Source organism: Streptomyces sp. SID5785, assembly GCF_009870065.1.
Lineage (GTDB): Bacteria > Actinomycetota > Actinomycetes > Streptomycetales > Streptomycetaceae > Streptomyces.
Genome location: NZ_WWIA01000659.1, coordinates 1 through 1,786 on the forward strand (window position 1 = coordinate 1; position 1,786 = coordinate 1,786).

At 68.9% G+C, this 1,786-nt stretch carries 3 protein-coding genes, 1 tRNA gene and 1 pseudogene; all 5 read right to left on the bottom strand.

What is annotated here, in order from left to right; translation table 11 throughout:
- Positions 1–234, bottom strand: a pseudogene (locus tag GTW43_RS21650) (RNA polymerase sigma factor SigF); the annotation flags it as partial.
- Positions 235–410: 176 nt separating this feature from the next.
- Positions 411–704 carry a Dabb family protein gene (locus GTW43_RS21655; RefSeq protein ID WP_161303680.1) on the bottom strand — a complete coding sequence of 98 codons (294 nt, stop codon included), beginning with the start codon at positions 702–704 and terminating at the stop codon, positions 411–413.
- Positions 705–753: 49 nt separating this feature from the next.
- Entirely contained in the window at positions 754–927 is a 174-nt protein-coding gene (locus GTW43_RS37605; RefSeq protein ID WP_202501793.1) for a hypothetical protein, read from the bottom strand.
- A gap of 464 nt (positions 928–1,391) precedes the next feature.
- Positions 1,392–1,476: transfer RNA gene (locus tag GTW43_RS21660), tRNA-Ser, on the bottom strand.
- A 10-nt stretch (positions 1,477–1,486) separates the two neighbouring features.
- Positions 1,487–1,786, bottom strand: a 300-nt coding sequence (locus tag GTW43_RS21665; RefSeq protein ID WP_161303681.1) for a nucleoside deaminase, incomplete at its 5' end; no start/stop codon positions are given.

Here is a 1,786-nt window from a genome sequence, read left to right on the forward strand (position 1 = left end):
GTCCTCCATCGGCTCGTTGCGACTGCGGAAGCGGGCCGCCGCGTACCGCACCAGCGGCAGGTTCGCCTCGACGAGCGCCGAGCGCACGCGGGTGTGCTCGGCGCTGCCCGGCGGCAGATCCTTGAGCTCGGCGAACAGGACCTGGGTGAGCGCTCGGGTGTCGGCCCCGCGGGACTTCGCGGTCGGTGCTTGCGGCGCTTGAGGCGCAGTACTGGCCGGCACGGTCAACCCCACCTCTGTTTCCGTCAACTCATCGGTCAAAAGCGGTCATAGCATCACAAGACATGTGCACTGTGTGCAAGCACCGCATAAGTACGTGTTGAAGGGCGAGTTGGGGTAAAGAGACGCAGAACGGCCCCTCACCGTTCCCGGTGAGGGGCCGTTCGGGCGTGCGAGAGGCCGCCGCGGACTCAGAACTCGTAGTCGGCGATCACCCAAGTGGCGAACTCGCGCCACAGCGAGACACCCGCCTGGTGCGCCGGGTGCTCCAGGTAGCGCGTGAGCGCGTCGGTGTCCTCGACCGCCGAGTTGATCGCGAAGTCGTACGCGATCGGACGGTCGGTGATGTTCCAGTCGCACTCCCAGAAGCGCAGCTCGGGGATCTGCCCGCCGAGCGCGCGGAAGGCTTCGACGCCCTCGGTCACCCGGGGTTCGTCACGGCTGACGCCGTCGTTGAGCTTGAAGAGGACCAGATGGCGGATCACGCGTGCTCCAGGCGGGGCCGTACGCGTGCGTGCGCACGCGTGGATGAACTCACTTGCCGCCGTTGGCGACCCATGTCATGAAGTCACCGACCGCCTGGGCGGCGGAGGATATGCCCTCGAACCCTATCTGGACGTAGTCCGCGGCCTTGGCGGGGTCCGTGATGACGAGATACAGGACGAAGACCACCGCGACGTACAGACCCACCTTTTTCGCCTGCACCACGCTCGTCCTCCCTGTGCCGGTCCCCGTGATCGCCGGGCGCGAGTCTATCCCGGACACCTGTTCGCCCATCCTTTTCACCCATCCTTTAAGGACCAACGGCCCCGCAGGACGGGCCGTTTGCCGGGCCCACGGGGCGCCGCGCTCCCGCAGGATGGGTGGTGAGCCCGGAGGGTCTGGCAGGAATCCGAAGGGCAGGGACGAGACCCCGACTGCGGGGTCCACGCCGCGGTTTCCCCCCGAGAATGCGGCGTGGGCTACGGGAGCTCGTCCTCACCGGGGGGAGCGGCTTGTCCCCCCGATGCCGCTCCCCCCGACCTACTTCTCCCTGCCGGGCCGGTGCCGTGCGGTACCGGCCCGTTCGCGTACCCGGCGCCGCGCACCCTTCGCGCACCTCGCGCAGAACGGCCGGGCATGCAGAACGCCCCCTCTTTCCGGGCGGACCCGGGAAGAGGGGGCGTTGTCAGCGGTAGCGGTGGGATTTGAACCCACGGTGACTTGCGCCACACTCGCTTTCGAGGCGAGCTCCTTCGGCCGCTCGGACACGCTACCGAGAGGAACTCTAGCCCACAGAGGGCCCTGGTCTGAAATCCGTTTCCCGGAAGAAGCGGATCAGGGGTCGCGCGCACTCCTCCTCGAGCACTCCGGACACCACCTCGGGCCGGTGGTTGAGCCGCCGGTCGCGGATCACGTCCCACAGCGACCCGGCCGCGCCCGCCTTCTCGTCACGGGCGCCGTACACGACCCGGTCGAGCCGGGACTGCACGATCGCGCCCGCGCACATCGTGCACGGCTCCAGGGTGACGGCGAGCGTGCAGCCGGTGAGCCGCCACGCGCCGAGCACCTCGGCGGCCCGCCGGAT